This is a genomic window from Halomonas sp. ND22Bw, from assembly GCF_003011945.1.
GTDB classification, from domain to species: Bacteria; Pseudomonadota; Gammaproteobacteria; order Pseudomonadales; family Halomonadaceae; genus Halomonas; species Halomonas halophila.
In genome coordinates this window covers 1-273 of the sequence record NZ_PXWD01000847.1, presented here as the reverse complement: position 1 = coordinate 273, position 273 = coordinate 1, and the positions used below count along the sequence as shown (strand labels likewise).

Below are 273 nucleotides of genomic sequence, written 5' to 3'. Positions count from 1 at the left end.
GGTGGTGGGAAACGATATGGATGATCGTCACGCTACCCGGCTTCATTCGACGGACACGACCCGACGCACTGTTCTGTGCGGGCAACACCTATGTCGTGGTCGCGGTCGCGATGAAACTGCTGCTGGGCCGCGCCTGTCCTCGCATCGTCGCGAAGATCAGCAACGACCTCGACCGAGCCGATCAGCCCCGAGCCGGTCGTATGGGCTACCGCCTGTGGCTCCGCTTCCAGGGGATGTTCATCGATCGGGCTGTCGCCATGGCCGAACCGATGG

At 63.4% G+C, this 273-nt stretch carries 1 protein-coding gene; it reads left to right on the top strand.

What is annotated here, in order from left to right; translation table 11 throughout:
* Positions 1-20: 20 nt before the first annotated feature.
* The coding region (locus CVH10_RS20535) for a hypothetical protein (RefSeq protein ID WP_219924907.1) at positions 21-273 on the top strand (253 nt) is incomplete at its 3' end.